Annotated in this window: 22 protein-coding genes; 16 read left to right on the top strand and 6 right to left on the bottom strand. The window is 41.0% G+C overall.

Annotated elements, in window-relative coordinates; translation table 11 throughout:
- Positions 1 to 816 precede the first annotated feature (816 nt).
- Positions 817 to 1,188 (top strand): DUF2237 domain-containing protein, encoded by a 372-nt coding sequence (locus RMZ41_RS15675; protein WP_322642121.1) that lies wholly within the window; start codon positions 817 to 819, stop codon positions 1,186 to 1,188.
- A gap of 212 nt (positions 1,189 to 1,400) precedes the next feature.
- On the opposite strand, the gene RMZ41_RS15670 is transcribed toward RMZ41_RS15675, so the two are convergent.
- Positions 1,401 to 3,440: a response regulator gene (locus RMZ41_RS15670; RefSeq protein WP_322642122.1), complete on the bottom strand. Its 2,040-nt coding sequence runs from the start codon at positions 3,438 to 3,440 to the stop codon at positions 1,401 to 1,403.
- Between the two features lie 4 nt (positions 3,441 to 3,444).
- Positions 3,445 to 4,017 carry a chemotaxis protein CheB gene (locus tag RMZ41_RS15665; protein WP_322642123.1) on the bottom strand — a complete coding sequence of 191 codons (573 nt, stop codon included), beginning with the start codon at positions 4,015 to 4,017 and terminating at the stop codon, positions 3,445 to 3,447.
- Positions 4,018 to 4,733: 716 nt separating this feature from the next.
- On the opposite strand from RMZ41_RS15665, the gene RMZ41_RS15660 reads away from it, so the two are divergent.
- The 5 genes from RMZ41_RS15660 (at position 4,734) to RMZ41_RS15640 (ending at position 9,572) form a co-directional block, all read left to right on the top strand.
- Positions 4,734 to 5,234, top strand: a complete 501-nt coding sequence (locus RMZ41_RS15660) for a DUF2231 domain-containing protein (RefSeq protein WP_322642124.1) — start codon at positions 4,734 to 4,736, stop codon at positions 5,232 to 5,234.
- Positions 5,231 to 5,848, top strand: coding sequence for a DUF2231 domain-containing protein (locus RMZ41_RS15655; RefSeq protein WP_322642125.1), 618 nt, complete (start codon positions 5,231 to 5,233; stop codon positions 5,846 to 5,848). Before RMZ41_RS15660 ends, RMZ41_RS15655 begins: the two co-directional genes overlap by 4 nt.
- A gap of 118 nt (positions 5,849 to 5,966) precedes the next feature.
- Positions 5,967 to 6,896 carry a cytochrome c oxidase subunit II gene (locus tag RMZ41_RS15650; protein ID WP_322642260.1) on the top strand — a complete coding sequence of 310 codons (930 nt, stop codon included), beginning with the start codon at positions 5,967 to 5,969 and terminating at the stop codon, positions 6,894 to 6,896.
- Positions 6,897 to 6,996: 100 nt separating this feature from the next.
- Positions 6,997 to 8,658 carry a cytochrome c oxidase subunit I gene (gene ctaD, locus RMZ41_RS15645; protein ID WP_322642126.1) on the top strand — a complete coding sequence of 554 codons (1,662 nt, stop codon included), beginning with the start codon at positions 6,997 to 6,999 and terminating at the stop codon, positions 8,656 to 8,658.
- A 311-nt stretch (positions 8,659 to 8,969) separates the two neighbouring features.
- Complete coding sequence (locus RMZ41_RS15640) at positions 8,970 to 9,572, top strand: heme-copper oxidase subunit III (protein ID WP_322642261.1); 603 nt, start codon at positions 8,970 to 8,972, stop codon at positions 9,570 to 9,572.
- Positions 9,573 to 9,740: 168 nt separating this feature from the next.
- On the opposite strand, the gene RMZ41_RS15635 is transcribed toward RMZ41_RS15640, so the two are convergent.
- The 3 genes from RMZ41_RS15635 to RMZ41_RS15625 form a co-directional block, all read right to left on the bottom strand.
- Entirely contained in the window at positions 9,741 to 10,520 is a 780-nt protein-coding gene (locus RMZ41_RS15635) for a hypothetical protein (protein ID WP_322642127.1), read from the bottom strand.
- Positions 10,521 to 10,893: 373 nt separating this feature from the next.
- Positions 10,894 to 11,730 (bottom strand): protein-glutamate O-methyltransferase CheR, encoded by an 837-nt coding sequence (locus RMZ41_RS15630; RefSeq protein WP_322642262.1) that lies wholly within the window; start codon positions 11,728 to 11,730, stop codon positions 10,894 to 10,896.
- A 221-nt stretch (positions 11,731 to 11,951) separates the two neighbouring features.
- The gene (locus tag RMZ41_RS15625; protein WP_322642128.1) at positions 11,952 to 12,488 is read right to left on the bottom strand and encodes a hypothetical protein; all 537 of its coding nucleotides are present in this window, start codon (positions 12,486 to 12,488) and stop codon (positions 11,952 to 11,954) included.
- A gap of 320 nt (positions 12,489 to 12,808) precedes the next feature.
- Between RMZ41_RS15625 and RMZ41_RS15620 the strand changes: the two genes are divergently transcribed.
- The 5 genes from RMZ41_RS15620 (at position 12,809) to RMZ41_RS15600 (ending at position 15,333) form a co-directional block, all read left to right on the top strand.
- Entirely contained in the window at positions 12,809 to 13,015 is a 207-nt protein-coding gene (locus RMZ41_RS15620) for a Uma2 family endonuclease (RefSeq protein ID WP_322642129.1), read from the top strand.
- A 199-nt stretch (positions 13,016 to 13,214) separates the two neighbouring features.
- Positions 13,215 to 13,955: a DUF2993 domain-containing protein gene (locus RMZ41_RS15615; protein ID WP_322642130.1), complete on the top strand. Its 741-nt coding sequence runs from the start codon at positions 13,215 to 13,217 to the stop codon at positions 13,953 to 13,955.
- Positions 13,956 to 13,982: 27 nt separating this feature from the next.
- Positions 13,983 to 14,534, top strand: a complete 552-nt coding sequence (locus RMZ41_RS15610; protein WP_322642131.1) for a DUF2231 domain-containing protein — start codon at positions 13,983 to 13,985, stop codon at positions 14,532 to 14,534.
- A gap of 177 nt (positions 14,535 to 14,711) precedes the next feature.
- Positions 14,712 to 15,128, top strand: coding sequence for a DUF2809 domain-containing protein (locus RMZ41_RS15605; protein WP_322642132.1), 417 nt, complete (start codon positions 14,712 to 14,714; stop codon positions 15,126 to 15,128).
- A complete protein-coding gene (locus RMZ41_RS15600; RefSeq protein ID WP_322642133.1) occupies positions 15,106 to 15,333 on the top strand; it encodes a DUF167 domain-containing protein in 228 nt (75 codons plus the stop codon). The genes RMZ41_RS15605 and RMZ41_RS15600 overlap by 23 nt, the downstream gene beginning before the upstream one ends.
- A 325-nt stretch (positions 15,334 to 15,658) precedes the next feature.
- Here RMZ41_RS15600 and RMZ41_RS15595 read toward each other — a convergent pair whose 3' ends face one another.
- Positions 15,659 to 16,270: a glutathione S-transferase family protein gene (locus tag RMZ41_RS15595; RefSeq protein WP_322642134.1), complete on the bottom strand. Its 612-nt coding sequence runs from the start codon at positions 16,268 to 16,270 to the stop codon at positions 15,659 to 15,661.
- A gap of 195 nt (positions 16,271 to 16,465) precedes the next feature.
- Between RMZ41_RS15595 and RMZ41_RS15590 the strand changes: the two genes are divergently transcribed.
- The 5 genes from RMZ41_RS15590 (at position 16,466) to RMZ41_RS15570 (ending at position 20,088) form a co-directional block, all read left to right on the top strand.
- Positions 16,466 to 17,221, top strand: coding sequence for an SOS response-associated peptidase (locus RMZ41_RS15590; RefSeq protein ID WP_322642135.1), 756 nt, complete (start codon positions 16,466 to 16,468; stop codon positions 17,219 to 17,221).
- A gap of 155 nt (positions 17,222 to 17,376) precedes the next feature.
- On the top strand, positions 17,377 to 17,898 hold the full coding sequence (locus tag RMZ41_RS15585; RefSeq protein ID WP_322642136.1) for a photosystem I assembly protein Ycf3: 522 nt from the start codon (positions 17,377 to 17,379) through the stop codon (positions 17,896 to 17,898).
- Positions 17,899 to 17,974: 76 nt separating this feature from the next.
- Positions 17,975 to 18,268: an Asp-tRNA(Asn)/Glu-tRNA(Gln) amidotransferase subunit GatC gene (gatC, locus tag RMZ41_RS15580; protein WP_322642137.1), complete on the top strand. Its 294-nt coding sequence runs from the start codon at positions 17,975 to 17,977 to the stop codon at positions 18,266 to 18,268.
- A 162-nt stretch (positions 18,269 to 18,430) separates the two neighbouring features.
- Complete coding sequence (locus RMZ41_RS15575; RefSeq protein ID WP_322642138.1) at positions 18,431 to 18,694, top strand: hypothetical protein; 264 nt, start codon at positions 18,431 to 18,433, stop codon at positions 18,692 to 18,694.
- 881 nt (positions 18,695 to 19,575) lie between these two features.
- Positions 19,576 to 20,088: a hypothetical protein gene (locus tag RMZ41_RS15570; RefSeq protein WP_322642139.1), complete on the top strand. Its 513-nt coding sequence runs from the start codon at positions 19,576 to 19,578 to the stop codon at positions 20,086 to 20,088.
- Positions 20,089 to 20,142 lie beyond the last annotated feature (54 nt).

Here is a 20,142-nt window from a genome sequence, read left to right as displayed (position 1 = left end):
CCGATGTAAATCCGGTTGTTGGTGCTGGTGATCCACTCACAGAATCTATCCCATACGTTGGCGCTTTCGCGGCGTTGAATAGTTGCTGTCATTGTCTTATAAGTGCGGTTAGTTATTTATGAATCAGGCTCGGTTTGTCTTTGCCTGTGAATACACTTTACAATGCTTTACATTTTTTTATCAAGTTTTATTACTTCAGTAAACCTGATAGCAGAGATAAGTTTTTATTATTTAAAGGTAGGCAACGAAGTAAGGATACGCCGCAATACTGCTCGGGTAAAGCATTTTTAACTCGGAATTGGATTTGGGGTAAAGGTTAAAGGTTTTTTCTTTCCCTTTTCCCCTTGCGCTACCCTTAACCCGACAAGTATTGGGATACGCCGAAGTTATTTTTTCTCTGACATGACAATATATATATGTGATTCTATATATATATGTGATTCTATTACCTACCGATCTGGGAAGAATAGTTTTGTAGATTACCGCTATTCCAAAAAAATTAACCCTCAGCTTACTACTGGGGGCTTTTTTGTTTGGCAAAATGGCATATCTCTAAATAAGACGGTTGCTATGGTATTTGAGTAGGATACATTCCATGCGAAAAAGTACTGACTTGCATTACCCCTGGCTAACTACCAGGGGTTTTTATTAGAACTTTTACTGAAATATTGCACTATTCCCAATAACCATAAGATTGGCAGCTTGATATGAGTTGATTCTAGAATTCTGAATCAGGAATAGCGATTTTTATTCAACTAGGAAAGTGTAAATATAAGCTTATATCGAAGTGAAAAAATCAAGTGCAATAAATTAACAATGATAGAAGCTAAAAACGTAATTGGTGGAGACTTAGAATCCTGCTGCACTTCTCCCATGACTGGGTTTTACCGCGATGGTTTTTGTCGCACAGGTGGTCAGGATTTCGGGTCGCACGTTGTATGTGCTGAAGTAACCTTAGAATTTTTAGAGTTCACCAAATCGCGGGGGAACGATTTAAGTACAGCTGTTCCTGATTTTAATTTTCCTGGACTAAAGCCTGGCGATCGCTGGTGTTTGTGTGCATCTCGTTGGCAAGAAGCTCTCGAGGCTGGCGTTGCTCCACCTGTCATCCTCTCTGCAACCCATGCTAGAGCTTTGGAAGTGGTTTCTCTAGACGAATTGAAAAAACATGCTGTAACTTCTTCTTGATTGAGAATTGGGCAATACGGTTCGGATAAGCACAATGAACTTTCCTTGTGGTCTGGGAAAAGGTTAAAGGGTAAGGGGTAAAGGATGTATTTAAAACCTTTCCCCTTTCCCCTTTCCCCTTGAACCGAACCGTATTGCCCTGCCCCCTGCCCCCCTGCTCCCTGCTCCCCTGCCTCTTTTGACTTGTACAGACGCGATTAATCGCGTCTCTCCTAACTAATTGCAACTTCCACAGGTAGTTTTAATATACTGGCAACCATAGCAATTAATTTAGTGGGGTCTATTGGCTTAGATAAATGCTGCTGAAACCCTGCTGAAAGCGCTTCTAAGCGGTCTTCTTCTCGCGTGTAGGCTGTTAAAGCGATCGCAGGAATACATCCACCTTTTTCTGCTTCTAAAGAACGCAGTTTCCGAATCAGCGTATAACCATCTTGCTCTGACATACCAATGTCGCTAATCAGGATATCTGGTTTTGCTTGTTCAAGTATTGCTAAGGCTTCATCAACTGATGCTACCGCAGTGGCAAAGGCTCCATACTCCTCAAACATAAAACTGAGAAAGTTACGGGTATCTGCTTCATCATCTACAACTAAAACTCTTAATCCAGCAAGGGGTGTCGATACTACAGAAGAAATTTCTCCTGTGGTTTCTCTATTTCCCCTATTCCCCCTATTGTTTTGTAGTAGTGGCAATTTCACAGTAAAGGTTGCTCCTTGTCCACTGCCTGGACTTTGAGCAAAGATTGCACCCTTGTGCAGTTCGACTAAATGACGGACGATCGCTAGTCCTAATCCTAATCCATTGTGCGATCGCGTTGTGGTGCTGTCTGCTTGCCGGAAACGCTCGAATACTTTCGGTAAAAACTCGGAACTGATGCCAATGCCTGTATCGCTTACTTGAATTTGGGCGTATTTTTGAGTTGTTTGTTCTTCACCACGGATTACTGACAAATGCACTTCTACCCTGCCGCCTTTGGGGGTAAACTTAATCGCATTAGTTAGTAGATTCCATACTATTTGCTGTAACCGCGCTGGATCGCCATAAACTGAACCGACTGAAGTATCTAAGACAGTGGTTAATTGAATCTCTTTTGGCTCTGCTAGGGGACGCACTGCTTCTAAGGCTGCCTCCATGACTGAGATCAGATTCACCGCAGACACATTTAACCGCAACTGTCCACGGATAATCCGAGATACATCTAAGATATCTTCAATTAGTTGCATCTGAGATATGGCATTGCGTTCAATGGCTTCTAGGGCGCGAGAAGTGGCTTTCTCGTCAAGTTTCTTAGAGCGGAGAATTTTTGACCAGCCTAGCATTGAGGTTAGGGGTGTGCGGAGTTCGTGGGAGAGAACGGCGAGAAACTCATCTTTCATCCGATTTGCTGCTTCTGCTTCTTGTCTTGCTGTCTGTTCTCTAATTACTTGAGCGCGGACTTCTTCTGCTTGCTTGCGTTCGGTAATATCTTCGAGAGTGCCTACATATCCCAGCAATTCTCCTTGACCGGAAAGCATCGGTGATGAGCGAACCTGAACCCAACGAACGATGCCATGAGCAGTTTGAAAGCGAAACTCTTCAGAGTAGTCACGACCTTCGCAAATGTAGCTAGACCAACTAGCAGCTGCTCGTTCTCTATCTTCTGGATGAACTGATTCTAACCAGCTTTTTTCTAAACTCTCTGCTGCTTTCAAACCACAAATTATTTGATAGCGAGGATTTGTATATCTACATCCTCCTTCGGTATCAATTTCAAAAATCCCGACGGGCGAACAAGTACTTAGCGATCGCAATCGTTCTTCACTTTGCCTAAGTTCGGCATTCACAGCTACTAGTTGCGCTGCTTGTAGCTTGACGGCTTCTGTTTTCTTAAATAGTTCTACGAATACTGTGACTTTGGAAGTCAAAATGTTGGGGTCTAATGGTTTAAGCAAATAATCAACTGCACCCAAGGCATAGCCTTTAAATAGCATTTGGTCGCTGGTACTAAAGGCAGTAAGAAAGATAATTGGGGTGTGACGCGATCGCCCCCGATTCCGAATTAAGGTAGCAGTTTCAAAGCCATCCATCCCTGGCATTTGTACATCTAGCAAAATCACTGCAAAATCTTGATGTAACAGACACCTCAAAGCTTCTTCCCCAGAAGTAGCTCTCACCAAATTCTCTCCTAGTTTTTCTAAGATTGCTTCTAGTGCTAGCAAATTTTCTAGTTTATCATCCACTAGGAGGATGTTTACTTTGGGTTCCATCTGCATGGGTTTATTTCCGTGATGAGTGACAAAGCTTGACCATTTGGGAAGCAATGTTTGAGAGTGTCAAAATCCAGTCTACAGCAACAGCAGAAATTGCTGCTTCTGGCATAATATCGCTCTCAGCTGTGGCAGGTTCTTGTACGATAGCTATTCCTCCCCGCGCTTTTATTTTCTTAAGACCTTGCACACCATCTTGATTTGCTCCTGTCAATATTACACCAATAACTTGCTGGGTGTAGACATCGGCTGCTGACTCAAACAACACATCAATAGATGGTCTGGCATAAGCAACTGGCTCATCAGTCGAAAGAGCAAAGTGACCTAGTTCAACCAATAAGTGATAATCTGCTGGAGCCAGATAGATATGTCCTGGGAGTATTTCGTCTTTGTCTTCCACTTCTCGAATCGGTAGCGGAGTAAATTCTTGCAATAACTCTTGGAGTGTATTGTTAGATTCTTTGTGACGGTGTTGCACGATCGCGATCGGCACTAAGAAATCTGCTGGTAACTGACCCAAGATAATTTTTAATGCTGATAATCCGCCTAAAGAAGTACCAATTACCACAATTTTAAACGACACCTGTTTAGTCCTCACATTTGTAGAATGCGGGTTTCAATCTTAGTGTGATTTTATAGCTCATAAAATCTTTTTAGTATTCTCCTGTAACACCACAGCAACTAACCTCTCTTGATTAGCGTTTATACCAACTAGTCAAAATTATATATTTTTGTCATAACCATTACAATTAGAAATTTCATCATTGTGAAATACTTTACAGAAAAATATTATTTTTAGACTTTTTAAAATCTTCATCAATGCCAGAATCGCTACATTATAGAAATGGTTTTTTGTAAACCACTAACTTTTAAAAATTTAATTATTATTGTTTTGACAATTCATAAAAATTTACTTAAGCTAAAGGATAGGTTAAGCAAATCAAAAAACAACAGCAATTTAGTTTAGCTCCATGAATTGCTATTGCAGACTATTGGTATGAGGAAATTAATCGCAATTAAAACTATTCCCTGTAGGTAAGCTCACGAGATTTAGCTACAAAAAGCTAAGACATGATTAAGCGTATTGCACCGCGCACATATTGAACATATTCCGGTCAATTATCGATGGATACTTGTGGTGATATTAGCCAGTATTCATCAATCATGGAAGTTCAACTAACGATTTTAGATTGGGTTTTCTGGTTTATATCTCGTCAGGGACGGAATAAATCTAGAATCCTAAATTGGCAATCCAAAATTGATTGACCACAGTGCGGTAGATATGTCCAGGAGAAGGCAATGCTTGAGTATTTTACATCATTGAACGACCACAATTTACCCTATCCAGATACAATTCATCCCATCGTTGTCCACTTCGTAATTGCGATGGTATTATTTTCGTTTTTCTGCGATGTAGTTGGCTATTTTACTGGGAAATCCAGTCTTTTTGAGGTGAGTTGGTGGAATATGTTAGTTGCCACTGTCGCCATCTTTGTTGCGATTATTTTTGGTCAGTTTGAAGCGGGTTTAGCACAACCTTATAGCCTCGCAAAATCGGTACTAAATTTGCATACACTGATTGGTTGGTCGCTTTCGGGAATCATCACAGCAATTACAGCTTGGCGCTATGTAATTCGTTCCCGGAATCCGCAAAAAGTACCGATTTATTATTTAGGAGCCGGATTAGTTTTAACCCTGATAGTTGGCTTGCAAGTATATCTCGGAGATGAGCTTGTTTGGGTGTATGGATTGCATACAGTGCCAGTTGTGGAAGCAGTAAAGGATGGTCTGTTGCGATGAACTCAGAATTGATCGATCAATTAACCGGCTCTCTAGGCGCAAACGGATTGCCTTACACTATTCCCGTTCATCCTAACTTAGTGCATCTGACAATAGGTTTGTTCATTATTGGGATGACCTTTGATATCGTTGGTGTTCTGTTTCCCTTCCAAAAATGGGTCTTCAAATTTTTAGCAATTACCGTAGAACGTCAGAATTTCTTTGATGTTGGCTGGTACAACATGTTAGCTGCTAGCATCATCACGTTTTTCACGGTGGCAGCAGGTTTTTATGAAATGCTGTTGGCAACACCGCCAGCTGATATAAAAAGTGCCTGGGGATTGCAGGCAATGGAAACTATGCTTTGGCATGGTGTGGGTGGCGTGTTTTTATTAGCATTGATTGTTGGCATGACCATCTGGAGAGGATGGCAGCGATCCGTTTGGGGCAGACAAGAATACAAACAGTCAGATAGAGAAGTGCAGTGGTTCTATCTGTTCGCAGGTATAGCAATCATGTTCGTGATGTACATCCACGGCACACTAGGGGCGCAATTAGCCGCCGAATTTGGCGTACACAACACAGCAGATAATTTGCTGCGATCGCACCAAGACCTCAACACAACACTCAAATAGTCATTTGTCATTTGTCCTTTGTTTAAAGTTACTAACTAATGACCAATGGCTAATGACTAATGACTAATGACCAATGACTAATGACCAATGACTAATGACCAATGACTAATGACCAATGATGAAAATCCAGAAGATTTTAAATATTTTGACGCTGCTTACAGGCGCGATCGCGGTGACTGTTACTAGTCTCTGGATCGGTCAGCAAGCTTACTCCTGGCTTCCTCCGCAAGCAGCAGCCGAATCCAAACTAATTGATGATTTGATTAGTTTCTTAGTAACTCTCGGTGCTTTCATTTTCTTGGGAGTCACAAGTACTCTGATGTATTCTGTGATCTTCCATCGGGCGATTAAAGATGACTTCACCGACGGCCCTGCAATTGAAGGTAATATCACCCTAGAAGTTGTTTGGACAGCAATTCCAATTCTGTTAGTTTTGTGGATTGCAGGTTACAGCTACCAAGTTTATGAACAAATGGGAATTCAAGGCCCATCAGAATTAGTTCATCTGCATAATCCATTGGGAATGGAATCGGCTTATGCAGAACCAAAAGATGCCCCAGCTAACGCTTTAGCTGAACCTGTCGAGAAAATTGACGTACTAGCTAAACAGTGGGCGTGGGTGTTTCATTACCCTGAAAGAGATATTACTAGTACCGAATTGCATTTACCTAGCGATCGCCGGATACGTTTAGCAATGCGATCGCAAGATGTTCTCCACGGCTTTTATATACCTGCATTTCGCGTTAAGCAGGATATTATTCCCAACCACGCGATCGACTTTGAATTTACTCCCATCCGCCCCGGCAAATACCGACTAACCGATTCTCAATATAGCGGTACATACTTTGCGACAATGCAGGCGAATGTAGTGGTCGAATCTCCTGAAGATTATCAGCAATGGCTAGCACAAGCTGCAACCCAAAAGCCATCTCTCGCAAATAATCAGGCGGCTTCTGAATATGCCCAAACATCCAATCAATCAGTCCAAACTGGTTGGGTTACAGTTCCACCTGCTGCACCTCCTCTAGTCAACATAATTGGTAATTGATAAGAGAGTAATTCGTACTTGCAATCAGATTTAATTACGAATTACGAATTACGAATTACGAATTATTTAGTCAATTCACCTGGTTGAAAGGAAAGTAACCATGACTAATGTTCCTATTGAAGGTATCCTTCTCCCTGATGAGAAGCATAACCACGAATCTACAACTAGCTGGAAAGAATACTTCAGTTTTAGTACCGATCACAAGGTAATTGGTATCCAGTATCTCGTTACCTCCTTCTTCTTCTTTCTCGTCGGCGGTATCTTTGCGATGGTGATTCGGGGAGAACTATTAACACCCGAATCAGATTTAGTCGATCGCACCGTCTACAACGGTATGTTCACCATGCACGGCACTGTAATGCTGTTCTTGTGGACATTTCCCTCACTTGTTGGTTTTGCCAACTATTTAGTACCCCTGATGATTGGGGCGCGAGATATGGCATTTCCCCGCCTCAACGCCGTCGCCTTTTGGATGGTTCCAGTAGTCGGAATTCTTTTAATGAGTAGCTTTTTGATTCCTGGTGGCCCAGCCCAAGCAGGCTGGTGGGCTTACCCGCCAGTCAGTCTCCAGAATCCCACAGGTAACTTGATTAATGGTCAAGTACTCTGGTTGCTAGCCGTGGCAATATCTGGCGTATCTTCAATTATGGGGGCAGTGAACTTTGTCACCACTATCGTCAAGATGCGGGCCCCAGGCATGGGTTTCTTCAAAATGCCGTTGTTTGTCTGGGCAGTATTTAGCGCCCAAATTATCCAACTATTTGGACTACCTGCATTGACAGCAGGCGCGGTGATGCTGCTACTCGACCTCACAGCTGGCACTGCCTTTTTCGATCCTGCTAGGGGTGGGAATCCAGTTATGTTCCAGCATTACTTCTGGTTCTACTCACACCCCGCCGTTTACGTGATTATCTTGCCCATCTTCGGGATTTTCTCAGAAATCTTCCCAGTTTATTCGCGTAAACCCTTATTTGGTTACAAAGTAGTTGCTGTTTCATCGATTTTGATTGCCGTAGTTAGCGGTATCGTTTGGGTACACCACATGTATGTTAGTGGTACTCCGGGCTGGCTGCGGTTGATTTTCATGTTGACGACGATGTTTGTATCTGTCCCCACAGGAATTAAGGTATTTGCTTGGGTGGCAACTATTTGGGGCGGTAAACTGCGGCTAAATACCGCTATGCTGTTTGCCTTGGGCGGATTAATCATGTTTGTCTTCGCCGGCATCACAGGCATCATGCTTTCCTCCGTGCCGGTTGATGTTCACGTTAACAATACCTACTTTGTGGTGGGACACTTCCATTACGTCCTCTACGGCACTGTGACGATGGGCTTATATGCTGCCATCTATCATTGGTTCCCCAAAATGACCGGGCGGATGTACTCTGAAAGCTGGGGTAAAATCCACTTCTGGTTAGCCTTCATCGGTACTAACCTCAACTTTTTACCCATGCACCCCTTGGGATTGCAAGGGATGTTACGCCGAGTTGCTTCCTACGCCCCAGAGTACACATTCTGGAATATCATCGCTAGCCTGGGCGGATTTCTCTTAGGAATGTCTACCTTACCTTTCATCTTCAACATGGTAATTTCTTGGATGCAAGGCGAGAAAGCACCCAATAATCCTTGGCGGGCAATTGGCCTAGAGTGGATGGTTTCTTCTCCACCTCCAGTAGAAAACTTTGAAGAGATTCCCATCATCATCTCTGAACCCTACGGTTACGGCAAATCAGAACCCTTGACAGCTAATCTTTCAGAATAACCCAGGCTATCCTACCGTATACACACAAATCTTTTAGGTTACTCCGTAACTTAGAGTAAGTTAATTTTTGCAAGTCGATGCAACAAACTTGCAGGTCGATGCAACAAACTTGCAAGTCGATGCAACAAACTTGCAGGTCGATGCAACAAACTTGCAGGTCGATGCAACAAACTTGCAGGTCAATGCAACAAACTTGCAGGTCAATGCAATAAAGGTAAAGTCAAAAGATTTGTGTGTACACCGTAGCACAACTAGCTACGTCTCCTTTGCGTTCTAAATTCAACCCTCAAGCTAAAAGCAAAACTCCACCAATGGACAGTTATATCAATTCAGATGAATTGCATCACAAAGGTGCAGAACATACCCACGACGAAGAAGGCAACAAGATGTTTGGCTTCATTGTCTTCCTTCTGTCTGAAAGTGTCATTTTCTTGAGTTTTTTCGCCGGATATGCCATCTACAAAACAACAACTCCTAACTGGCTACCGGCTGGTGTTTCGGGGCTAGAAGTAAAAGAACCGACAATCAACACGATAATTCTTGTCGCCAGTAGCTTTGTGATTTACTTAGCCGAACGCGCCCTGCAACGCCATGATTTAGTAAAATTTCGCCTGTTTCTCTTGACAACAATGGCGATGGGTACTTACTTTTTGGTTGGGCAAGCGATTGAATGGAACGGCCTCGATTTTGGCTTCACCACAGGGGTATTTGGCGGGACATTTTACTTGCTAACAGGTTTCCACGGTTTGCACGTTTTCACCGGTATTCTGTTGCAGTTGATTATTTTGGTACGTTCTTTCATTCCTGGCAACTACGACACAGGCCACTTTGGTGTGAATGCAACCTCACTGTTTTGGCACTTCGTCGATGTTATCTGGATTATTTTGTTTATCCTCATCTACGTTTGGCAGTAAATGAGAATGAGGGAGAAATTACTCCCTCAGCTTGTTTCTCTTTATACTAATTCAATTAATGATTGCAACACATTCTTGGGTAAAGACGCGATTAATGGCGGGGTAAAGACGCGATTCATCGCGTCTCTACAAATGGTCTATTTGTCGCATTCTTTTTTCAAATTGGTATTAGACTAAATAACTCGTATTTGGCACGATCGCAAAAAAGGCATACTCATACCAAGCAGTCCAAATAAAACTGCGAATCCATCGCTGACGTTTTTCGGGACTCAATTCATATTCAAACGCGCCACGAGATACATCAATGGAAGATAGGTGAGAGTTACAACCGCAGCCGTGTTGATAAGTAAAACCGTATTTAGAAGCAATACTTTGCACCTTCATCTGAATCGCAAACACCTTACCTGCATGGAGTATGGCATCCCAAGAACGTTTGTGTTCGATATCGCGGGGGTCAAATCTTAGGGCACGTTCTTCAAAAATATAATCGCGGTAAATTGGTGCTAGATGCACATGATAGAAGCTGGCAGGTAGTTCATAACCAAATTCGTTGAATAAATCTATGCCAATGTGAGCCACTTTTACTTCATCAGCGAACTCTGTCCCTTTTGACTCTAAATCACGAAGAATTTTTTCAAAGTTCGGATAGCTGTGTTTGAGAAAGTCTTGCCCAAAAAACTCTAGGGTTTCCCATGCTAGTTGTGCAAATAGCTGAGAGAATGAGGGTATTAAGTGAGCTAGTTGGGGGCGATCGCTAAATAAGTCAACGTCACCATGCTGTAATTTGTATAGGAACAATTGCGCCATCTCAACATAGCTTTGGGGATGGGAAAGTCCGACACTCGTGGTTCCTCTAGCAATCTCTTGCCATATCGAAGGTAGTTGAGAAACGTGTACCGCATTTTCTCCAGCAATGACTGCAACAGGAGGACATTCGAGAAGTTGCATCGACAATCTCCTTTAAGACTTCAATGTGTAATTTACCTTAAGCAACCCCTAAGTGTATCTTATGAACACAATTAAAAATGTTTTACAGACTGTCTTTTGACAAAATTGCAACTTTATCGAACAGAATTCAGGAGCCAGGAGTCAGAAAACAGACATGAATTCTGTATGACTGGGGGATGAATAATCGGAGTTTTTGCAGCACCAAATTTTCAATTTGGTGCTGCAACAATTCAGTCGGGGATTCAGACCCGCGACTGATTTATTCTGACTCCTGTTAGCGGTAGCTGGGCGTTTAGCCCATTCTGACTCCTGAATTCTTCTTCAATTTAAAATCGAAAATTATCTTAATTCATCTAGCGGTTCAGCCCAAATTTTAAGCACCAGCTATTTTCTTATATAGTTTCTCCCCTCTGACAATCTCTTCATAGTGCTGTTCATGAGAGGTAAACCTGATGGATTCTTGTTTTCCTAAACCCAAAATACCAAAGGTGCAGAGGCTATTATAAAATAGTTCATGTACCCGATTTTGAAGCACCTGATTGAAATATATCAAGACATTACGGCAAAGGATGACATTAAACTCATTAAAAGAACTGTCAGTTGCTAAATTATGCTGGGCAAATACAACATTTTCTCTTAGAGATGCTCGGAAAATAGCATTATCATAAGCTGCTGTATAATATTCTGAAAATGATTTTTTGCCGCCTGCTTTTAGGTAAAGATGAGTATACTCCTGCATCAGTTTCAGGGAAAAAATACCACTTTTAGCACTTTGTAATACCTTCTCATTCGTATCAGTTGCATATATCCGACAACGGTGATAAAGTCCTTCTTCTTGTAATAGAATTGCCAAAGAGTAGACTTCCTCACCAGTAGAACATCCAGCGTGCCAGATACGAATAAACGGATAGGTTTGCAAGAAGGGAACAACTTGATTTCTGAAGGTATTATAAAAGCTCGGATCGCGGAACATTGATGTTACATTCACCGTCAGAGCCAGCAAAAATCTGTCCAAATAAGCACGGTTGTGCAGTAACCGCTCTTGCAAGGCAGAAATATTAGCGAACCCCTCCAATTGCATGAAGCCTTGAATGCGGCGCTTGAGTGAGGAAAGAGCATAATCTCGGAAGTCATAACCATAATACTGATACACGCCTTCCAAGAGCAGATGTATTTCTATATCCTCCAGAGTAGGTTTGGGCAAAGTCATAGTACGAATTAGCATATATGCTGAACCAGCTATTTAACAGTGCTATCAATACAACGAGTTAAGTTGCTTAGAGTTAACCAAACAACTGTTTCCCAAAACGCCTTATGGAGCAGAAATTATTTACATTCTAATCTGCTAAGGTTTTTCTAACCCAAGTGCATCTTACGCTGAAAATAGCTTGATCGATCTATTAAATTTGATAACGGTGCTACTTATGGGTTTCAGTTTAACCTAATTGCTGTTACTCCTAAAATAGCGATCGCTATTATTGAAATCCCAGCTAGCCATCTAACCTGGGAACGCAAATTTTTAATCTCTTGGTAAGGATTTTCCGTCCCTGGTATAGGATATGGTTGAAGTTCTGCAACTTCGACAGCTATTTCTTGAGGTACATTTTGAATCCTTTCAAAAGTTACCTGGGTATGTAACCAATTAGTAATCAGTTGGGGACAGTTTTTCTTAAACCAATTTAAAGCCAAAGTTCTAAAAACTGGTTTAGACATTCGGGCAATTAATTTCATTACCCTATTTAAAGGCTTCACGCGAAGCTTTTGGTTGATAATATTGACTGAACCAACATCATAGAGACAATCCAGAATTAGTTTTACAGTGGCTTCTTCACTGTTAATCAGGTTTTGCAGCAAAATTAGAACGTCGTGCATCCGCTCTACTTCAATGCGCTTTTCTGCTAATGTTTCTGGAGTGTTTACTGAAGGATTTACGGTTGTATTTAAGGCGTTTTGTCTTACTATCGTCATATTGGTAACATAGCAGTCATGATAATCTCAGTACACCTATCTGCCGAGAGAAAGATTTTTTATCTAGAGAGAGAACGTAAAAGCCAAAATTTGTTTGTGAGAGATATCACTATATAGTCTCTGGAAAAAAGCTATTTGTCTAGCTCTTATGAATCTTTTATCGACTTATTTTTAGAACAAACCACAGATACAAGGCAGCGCGGTCTTGGGGGTTTCCCCCATGAGCGACTGCCGCGCAGAGAACGCAGAGCAAGAGAAGGGAAAAGAAGAGAATCTCAGTCTAAAATTGGAATATTTATCAAGCTTGCTATGACATTATCATGACCAGCGAAAAAATAACGGTGCAAGCCAAGATTAAAGAATACATTAGTAATGATGTTCAATTAGAATGGTTAATTGATAGTATAAATCAGCAAGCTTTCGTTTATCGTCTGGATGGTTCAATTACTCAATATCCAGCTACAGCAATATTAAGTGGTAAAAATGTTGTGCCTGGTTTCACATTTTTTTTAACAAGACTATTGTGAGGAAAACTTATACTAATTAAATCTAAAGATGCGCTAACCAAAAAGTCGCTTTAAAACTACTATAAATTATGCAATTCTACTTTTAGACAGATAATATTTAAATTTATATTCCATCGCCAGACAGATAAAATTATAATGTTAATTTATTAAATTAATTCCAGGTTATGCTATTTAGCTATTTATAGGAGTTAGTTTAATAATGCCAGACAATTCTGGATTAGGAGAGCAGGCGCTGAATAAAGCCGCAGAAATAGGATTATCTAGCCAGTTAGATGAAGTTGAAAATTTAGATGTCGATATCAAAACAGACCCGCTTAAGCTAGTTCAGGGACAGGTGGATTCAGTCAGCGTTGAAGGCGAAGGTTTAGTGATCCAAAAAGACCTCCGCATGGAAGAATTAAAAATGCAAATGACTGATGTTGCTATAAATCCTTTGAGTGTGGCTTTTGGCAAAATTGAACTTACTCAACCTACTGAAGCTAATGCCCAGGTTATATTAACCGAAGCTGATATTAATCGCGCCTTCAACTCAGAATATGTGCGATCGCAATTGCAAAGTCAAAAAATCCACGTTAACGGGCAACTGACGGCTATTGAGCCACAAAATGTAGACTTTCGACTACCTGGCGATGGGAAAATAGCAATAAATGCCAGCATAAAATTAGTAGAAACAGGTGAAAATCACCAAGTTGCCTTTTCCGCAGTCCCCCAGATTAGCCCTAATGGAAAAACTGTTTCTCTAGAAAATGTTGAGTATGGTCAAAGTGAAGAAATCTCGCCAGAGTTGACAAAAGCTTTGGTAGATGAAACTAGCGAGATTTTGAATTTGAGTAACTTTGATATACAGGGAATGAATCTGCAAGTTAAGCAACTAAGAGCAGAAGTAGGCAAACTAACACTACAAGCTGAAGCTTATATTCAACAAATTCCTGCTGCTTAAAAACTAATTAATTGAGGATATAAAATAATGGAAAGTACAGAAACAACGCAAACAAGTTCAACACCTTTTCCAAATATTCCCCCAGTTATTGAAAGTAACGACAGTGAGTATCGGGATACTGGCGTACCTAGCACAGTTGCGATCGCAGGACATCCCCTACATCCCCTGAGTGTGATCTTCCCCATCGCTTTTTTAGCCGCCGCCTTGGGAAGTGACATCGGCTACTGGTTGACTCGTGACTTCTTTTGGGCTAGGGCTTCGCTATGGTTAATCGGACTCGGATTAGCTGGAGGTTTACTCGCAGCTGCGATCGGTCTGAGTGACTTTTTGAAAATTGAACGAGTTCGCAAGCGCACCGCCGGTTGGGTGCATTTGATCCTTAACGTTTCTATCCTAGTTTTATCACTCATCAACTTCCTTCTACGTTGGGGCGACGCTGAATCCCGAATAGTACCTTGGGGACTGTTAATCTCGCTCGTTGTTGGTACACTAACCAGCGCTTCCGGCTGGTTCGGTGCTGAACTCTCATATCGCCACAAAATCGGCGTAGTGGGCGCTGGTAGTAGAAGATATCCATAACAGGACTAACGCAAACAATAGCCGATAAATAAAGATTTTTAGGTAGGGGTAATTCATGAATTGCCCCTACATTGTGTAGTTTTGTATAAGTATTTTTAATAAAATATAAATTTACGAATTCTTAAAAAAGAGTAGTGCAAAGGCTAAGATTATTCGTTATTCTTTAGCCTTGACAAAATGCTTCAACATCGTAATCAAACACTATTTATTATTATTTCTATACTCATCGTTGTACCGATGGGTCTTTTGTCTAAGTTTTACAGTGGGCTTGCCCATCAATGGTTTAATGACTACGGTGGAGATATACTTTACGAAATATTTTGGTGTCTGTTTGCATTTTGCTTTTTCAGAAGTCGAACGGCAATAATTCAAATTCCTATATGGGTTTTTGTCATCACCTGTATACTAGAATTCTTGCAACTTTGGCATCCACCACTACTAAATGAGATCCGCGCTACTTTGATAGGTAAATTATTACTTGGTACTACCTTTGTCTGGTGGGATTTTCCTCATTATTTATTGGGTTGTGTTTTAGGGTGGTTATGGCTGCGACAATTACAGAAAATAGGTAATGCAAAAAAAAGTCAAGGTTAAACCCAATTCAAAACAGCAAAAAATTGAAGAACAACCTGATGGCAGCTTGACTGTATATTTAAAATCGCCCCCAGTTGATGGTAAGGCTAATGAAGAGTTGATTAAACTCCTAGCCAAAAAATTTGATGTAACCAAATCTGATATCAGAATTAAGTCGGGTTTGTCATCTCGGCAAAAGCTGATAGAAATTGATATAGATATTTAGTTGTAGTAATATATTCTGGAAAAATACCTCATTCTAAAACACCCTTTAGCAGAGTCAATAAACAAAAGATACATTAACTTATAAAATCGACTTTTTATGAAGAAAATTTAGGCTCAAAACCTCGCCACTTGTGGGCGAAAGAATCCTTGTATCCCAAGGTAGGTAGAAATTCTACCCGCAAGTGGCTGTATTTAATTTTGAATTTTGTTAGCGCAGCGTAAAGCCTACGGCATGGCTTCTCTGCGAGACGCTACGCGAACGCTTAGAGCGAGTCCGCGTTCGCGCAGCGTCTCGTAGAGAGCGTCATTTTGAATTTTTAATTGATTCATGCTTGTGTAATACTGATATATCCTGGTTGAGCTTTAACTTTTTCTATCCAAGCTTGGATAGCAGGAAATTGTGTTAAATCGAACCCACCTTCATCAGCTACATGAGTATAAGCAAATAAGGCAATATCAGCAATTGTGTAACGCTCTCCTACAAAAAAAGTATGAGAGGTTAAATGTTTTTCCATCAAGCTAAGTGCTGCATAACCTGGTTCGCGTTTTTCCTTAATAGCCTCACTATATTCTTCAGCTTTACCTAGAATAGAAATCCAAAATCTTGATGTAGCAATAAAAGGTTCATGGCTATACTGTTCAAAAAATAACCATTGCAGAACTTGCGATCGCAAAAAGCGGTCATAAGGTAAAAATTCTGTCCCTTCACTGAGATATACCAATATGGCATTTGATTCAGCCAAATATTTCCCTGGCTCAATTTCCAGAATAGGTATTTTTCCGTTAGGATTTTTACTTAAAAATTCTGGTGTTCGAGTCTCGCCTTTCAAAATATTAAGCTCTACCCTCTCAAAAGGCATACCTAGTTGTGTGAATAAAAGACGTATCTTATAACCATTACCGGAAGGTAAAAAATCGTACAAACGCAGTAGTTCCATGCTAAAATGCAGTTAACAATATGTTGATAAGTAAAGGTTCAAAATACAATATTTTACCAAAATATTTTCCCTAAACCGGATAATTTATTTTAAAATCGAGCTTTTGAGTACTAAAGAAAATTATCTGAAAAAATAAAAAAATTATTGATTTTTAAATTGAGATATTTAATTTAGTTAGTGGTTGGGAATAAAAGTATGTGTGGAAGATTTACTCTAAACCAGTCAGCAGAAGCTTTAGCTCAAGTTTTTCATGTCGAGCCATCTCTAGATTTAGCAGCCGAATTTAACATTGCACCTACGCAAATGGTGGCAACAGTGTTACAAAACCCCGAAAGCGAAAAGCGTGAATTTAAGCAGTTATATTGGGGATTAATTCCCTCATGGGCAAAAGATCCAGCAATGGGAGCAAAGCTGATTAACGCTAGGGCAGAAACTGTTGCCGAAAAACCTTCTTTTCGCTCGGCTTTTAAGCATCGACGCTGTTTGGTGTTAGCTGATGGCTTTTATGAGTGGCAACGCCAACAAGGTAAAAAGCAGCCGTTTTATTTTCGCCTTCAAGATGGGCAACCTTTCGCATTCGCCGGTTTGTGGGAAAAATGGCGATGCCTACGGCAACCCGTTCGCGCAGCGTCTCCGACAGGAGAAGCGGGAACGCCTGCTCCTGCTAACGAGGAAATAATCTCTTGTACAATTTTGACAACGGCAGCCAACGAATTACTTCAATTTATCCACGAGCGGATGCCAGTGATTCTAGAGCCAAAAGATTACGATTTGTGGCTAGATTCCCAAGTCCAAACACCCCAAACCCTCCAGCAGCTATTGCGTCCCTATCCAGCGCTAGCAATGACTTCATATCCAGTTAGCACCTTGGTAAACAACTCTCGGCACAATAGCCCACAGTGCATCATCCCACTCAGTGATGAGAATGCCCCCGCAAATCAGTTAAATTAACTATTGAGTGTGCCAGGGGATTGGAGAGATGAGAAAGCAGGGGAAGCAGGGAGCAGGGAGCAGGGAGCAGGGGTAAAATTCCTCTCCTCTGCACCCTGTGCCCCTCTGCCTCTTCCCAATGCCCCATGCCCCATGCCCCATACCCAGAGACAAATATGCCAAGAACACAAAAGAACGATAATTTTGTTGACAAATCCTTTACAGTGATGGCGGATATTATCTTGAAGATCCTGCCAACCAACAAAAAAGCTAAAGAAGCGTTTGTTTATTATCGAGATGGCATGTCAGCCCAAGCAGAAGGGGAATATGCTGAAGCATTGGAATATTATGAAGAAGCTCTAACACTAGAGGAAGATACCAGCGATCGCGGTTATATTCTCTACAATATGGGGCTAATCTATGCCAGCAACGGCGACCACAATAAAGCTTTAGAACTGTATCACCAGGCAATTGAGTTAAACCCACGTATGCCCCAAGCCTTGAACAACATTGCCGTGATTTATCACTACCAAGGCGAAAAGGAAAAAGAAGCTGGAGATAACGAAGCTGGCGAAGCACTGTTTGACCAAGCCGCAGACTATTGGATTCGAGCTATTCGCATGGCTCCCAATAACTACATCGAAGCCCAAAACTGGCTAAAAACTACCGGGCGATCGCAAATTGACGTATTCTTTTAGTCATTAGTCATTAGTTCTTTGTCATTTGCTAAGGACTAATGACCAATGACCAATGACCAATGACTAATAACAATTTATGATTGACCAAGAACAAGTTCATAAAGTAGCAAATCTTGCTCGTTTAGAATTGACTCCAGACGAAGAAGAACAATTTACTACCCAGTTGGGAAGTATTCTGGATTATATCCAACAGTTAGATGAACTTGATGTCAGTAATGTGCCCCCAACAACACGGGCAATTGATGTCAGCAACATCACACGAGAGGATCAATTGCAACCCTATCCTGACCGAGAAAGTATTCTTAACAGCGCGCCTGAACAAGAAGGCGAATTTTTTAAAGTTCCCAAAATTCTCAATAGCAATCAGTAAGTAACAAGACTGAAGGTGCGAGAAAACTATTGTAAACAGATTCAAGATTAGTTCAAAAATCACTATGAGTAAGTATTCGTATATGCCGAGTATCAAGTATCTATTCGTTTCAATCAGATAGATTGAGTTGCAATCAATCCAGAACTGAAAACATTTCCAGGATTGAGGTGTAAAACTTGGTTAAGTGGTGTAAATACAAATACTGTTGGTGGTTTTGATGAATTTGATTCTGTAGAGAATGCACAAAATTATATTGATAGCTTATTGATTCCATTTACAAATCAGGTAAATGGAAATCTTACTGTTAAGTTTTTTGATGGTAATGCAACTAAAGAAGCCAGTATAGGTATGAGTTCTCCTTTTTATGTGGCAGATTCTCCATTGCGTGGATTCATCGTACCTTTATTTAGTGGTTTTGGAAAATAATCCAGAGGTGGACTCGGTTTCTTGTGTTGCTATCACTAAGAGATTTCAACTTGTTGTTTTCTTGTTGACCAATACAATTTTATTATCATTACAATTGCTGCCACTCTTTCAGGACTTTTGACAAATACACTTTAAGTAAAAATTTGCGTAGCCTCTTGTAGAGAAGCGGCTACTCTAGAAGTTCTCCAACGAAGTACCCGCAGAATATTGCCCCTACGACAGATATAGATAGTTTTTCAAATCATACGTATTTAGCCTTTCATGTCAATGCGTAAGTACTAAAGTAATTAATACAAGCGGATATAACATTACCTTCGCCTAAAGCGCCCAACATTAAAGCACCATGAAAGCTCTCCTTACTCACACGGATGTAACCCCGTAAAGACAGCCGAAAAGGAGCCGTTGAATTATTAACTTGTGAGAAAAATCTTCGTGAGTTTTTACGGTTATAACAGAAGCCGACATTAGGATACACTGGCTTTTAAATACACTGGAAGTTCGCCAGCGACTTAGTTTTGTTGTTTCTGGTGACTTCCTGCCTGGTATACTATCGCTTTTTGCTATATGAAACTTACTCCAATCTATAGGAAGTCTACCTCAAGAAGGTTTCTTAGCACCAAAAAGGACTCCCACTGTTTTGAGGCTATAGCTTTAGAATATTTACAAGCTTTACTTACCAATTAGCTCTCCCTAGAAAAAGTACCGTTTTTGCTGTCTAAGCCAAGATTCTACTTGTTTCTATGCGGATTTGTATAGCTTAACAAATCAGCAGATTCATTAATATTAAGCCTGTTTTACTATTTAGTTTCTTACCCTGACCTATTAGACAGCTAGAGTGTTCATTTCAATTTGTTCAATAGCTTTTAGCCCTTATCGCTCCCATGCTGACCCATCACCGCAAGCCCGTGTGCTTATCACTTATTTCCACTGACCTACCAATCTGGTCTGTTGTCGAAACTGCCGCGACATTGTATCAAAAAGATACTGATAGATTCCATTTGCTGTTAACTGCACCGCCCCTAATTAGCTGCGAGGTAGAAAGTGTAGTCAGTCCAGAGGACAAGCTTCCTCAAAGTAAGAGTAAAGCTTACGCCCCTAGCAGTCCTAGAATTTTGTGGCTAGAGATTTCTCCTTATCGAGTCATCATGACTATGCAAGGTAATGGTCAAGTAAGTTACCGCCACTTTTGGGAGCAGGGCGTTTACGGCATTAGTCGCTATTGGTTGCCAACTGAGTCATTACGACCTAACGATCCTATTCGTTTACGAAATTTTACTAATAGCCTAACTCTTAACGGACATCCCTTGCCAGAAAATTTGCGCCTGGAATATGAATTGTGGGCAGAAAAAGTCCAATTAGGATGCTACATACTGAATTTGGAAATTAAGCACTGATATCAGGGATTGGGGACTGGGGACTGGGGATTGGGAAAGATGAGGAGTCATTCT

The organism is Nostoc sp. DedVER02, from assembly GCF_034530675.2.
GTDB lineage: Bacteria > Cyanobacteriota > Cyanobacteriia > Cyanobacteriales > Nostocaceae > Nostoc.
The sequence above is the reverse complement of the archived record's forward strand: the minus strand, read 5'-3'. Positions and strand labels throughout refer to the sequence as shown.

Coding starts and splice junctions, on each gene's coding strand:
- RMZ41_RS15610 (WP_322642131.1), top strand. CDS start 13,983: ATGGAAAGTACAGAAACAACGCAAACAAGTTCAACACCTTTTCCAAAT.
- RMZ41_RS15620 (WP_322642129.1), top strand. CDS start 12,809: ATGACCAGCGAAAAAATAACGGTGCAAGCCAAGATTAAAGAATACATT.
- RMZ41_RS15670 (WP_322642122.1), bottom strand. CDS start 3,440: ATGCAGATGGAACCCAAAGTAAACATCCTCCTAGTGGATGATAAACTA.
- RMZ41_RS15655 (WP_322642125.1), top strand. CDS start 5,231: ATGAACTCAGAATTGATCGATCAATTAACCGGCTCTCTAGGCGCAAAC.
- RMZ41_RS15585 (WP_322642136.1), top strand. CDS start 17,377: ATGCCAAGAACACAAAAGAACGATAATTTTGTTGACAAATCCTTTACA.
- RMZ41_RS15600 (WP_322642133.1), top strand. CDS start 15,106: ATGCAAAAAAAAGTCAAGGTTAAACCCAATTCAAAACAGCAAAAAATT.
- RMZ41_RS15570 (WP_322642139.1), top strand. CDS start 19,576: ATGCTGACCCATCACCGCAAGCCCGTGTGCTTATCACTTATTTCCACT.
- RMZ41_RS15675 (WP_322642121.1), top strand. CDS start 817: ATGATAGAAGCTAAAAACGTAATTGGTGGAGACTTAGAATCCTGCTGC.
- ctaD (WP_322642126.1), top strand. CDS start 6,997: ATGACTAATGTTCCTATTGAAGGTATCCTTCTCCCTGATGAGAAGCAT.
- RMZ41_RS15635 (WP_322642127.1), bottom strand. CDS start 10,520: ATGCAACTTCTCGAATGTCCTCCTGTTGCAGTCATTGCTGGAGAAAAT.
- RMZ41_RS15605 (WP_322642132.1), top strand. CDS start 14,712: ATGCTTCAACATCGTAATCAAACACTATTTATTATTATTTCTATACTC.
- RMZ41_RS15650 (WP_322642260.1), top strand. CDS start 5,967: ATGAAAATCCAGAAGATTTTAAATATTTTGACGCTGCTTACAGGCGCG.
- RMZ41_RS15595 (WP_322642134.1), bottom strand. CDS start 16,270: ATGGAACTACTGCGTTTGTACGATTTTTTACCTTCCGGTAATGGTTAT.
- RMZ41_RS15615 (WP_322642130.1), top strand. CDS start 13,215: ATGCCAGACAATTCTGGATTAGGAGAGCAGGCGCTGAATAAAGCCGCA.
- RMZ41_RS15640 (WP_322642261.1), top strand. CDS start 8,970: ATGGACAGTTATATCAATTCAGATGAATTGCATCACAAAGGTGCAGAA.
- RMZ41_RS15590 (WP_322642135.1), top strand. CDS start 16,466: ATGTGTGGAAGATTTACTCTAAACCAGTCAGCAGAAGCTTTAGCTCAA.
- RMZ41_RS15660 (WP_322642124.1), top strand. CDS start 4,734: ATGCTTGAGTATTTTACATCATTGAACGACCACAATTTACCCTATCCA.
- RMZ41_RS15630 (WP_322642262.1), bottom strand. CDS start 11,730: ATGACTTTGCCCAAACCTACTCTGGAGGATATAGAAATACATCTGCTC.
- RMZ41_RS15625 (WP_322642128.1), bottom strand. CDS start 12,488: ATGACGATAGTAAGACAAAACGCCTTAAATACAACCGTAAATCCTTCA.
- gatC (WP_322642137.1), top strand. CDS start 17,975: ATGATTGACCAAGAACAAGTTCATAAAGTAGCAAATCTTGCTCGTTTA.